Source organism: Burkholderia sp. AU16741 (genome assembly GCF_002223345.1).
In the GTDB taxonomy this organism is placed as follows: Bacteria; Pseudomonadota; Gammaproteobacteria; order Burkholderiales; family Burkholderiaceae; genus Burkholderia; species Burkholderia sola.
Genome location: NZ_NKEZ01000022.1, coordinates 1 through 900, shown reverse-complemented (window position 1 = coordinate 900; position 900 = coordinate 1). Strand labels below are relative to the sequence as shown.

The 900-nt window shown below is 70.7% G+C and carries 1 protein-coding gene; it reads right to left on the bottom strand.

Annotation, left to right across the window (positions count from 1 at the left end):
* On the bottom strand, positions 1–900 hold a 900-nt coding region (locus CFB89_RS33805; protein ID WP_089471833.1), incomplete at both ends, for an acetyl-CoA C-acetyltransferase.

Below are 900 nucleotides of genomic sequence, written 5' to 3'. Positions count from 1 at the left end.
CGCGAGCGCGACGCCCATCCCGCCGCCGATGCACAGCGACGCCAGCCCGCGCTTCGCATCGCGCTTGGCCATCTCGTGCAGCAGCGTCACCAGGATCCGGCAGCCCGACGCGCCGATCGGATGGCCGATCGCGATCGCCCCGCCGTTCACGTTCACCTTCGACGTGTCCCAGCCCATCTGCTTGTGCACCGCCAGCGCCTGCGCCGCGAACGCCTCGTTGATCTCCATCAGATCCAGGTCGCCCGGCGTCCAGCCCGCGCGCTCCAGCGCACGGCGCGACGCCGGCACCGGGCCCATGCCCATCACGCTCGGATCCACGCCCGCGTTCGCGTACGCCTTGATCCGCGCCAGCGGCGTCAGGCCCAGCGCCGCCGCCTTCTGCGCCGACATCACCAGCACCGCCGCCGCGCCGTCGTTCAGCCCCGACGCGTTCGCCGCCGTCACCGAGCCGTCCTTCGCGAACGCCGGCTTCAGCCCGGCCAGCGACTCCGCCGTCACGCCGTGACGCACGAACTCGTCGGTCGCGAACTGCAGCGGTTCGCCCTTGCGTTGCGGGATCGACACCGGCACGATCTCGTCATCGAAACGCCCGGCCTTCTGCGCGGCTTCCGCCTTGTTCTGCGACAGCGCCGCGAACGCGTCCTGCTCTTCGCGCGTGATCCCGTATTCCTTCGCGACGTTCTCTGCCGTGATGCCCATGTGGTACTGGTTGTACACGTCCCACAGCCCGTCGACGATCATCGTGTCGACCAGCTTCGCGTCGCCCATCCGGAACCCGTCGCGCGAGCCCGGCAGCACGTGCGGCGCCGCGCTCATGTTCTCCTGGCCGCCCGCGATCACGATCTCCGCGTCGCCCGCGACGATCGCGTTCGCCGCCAGCATCACGGCCTTCAGGCCCGA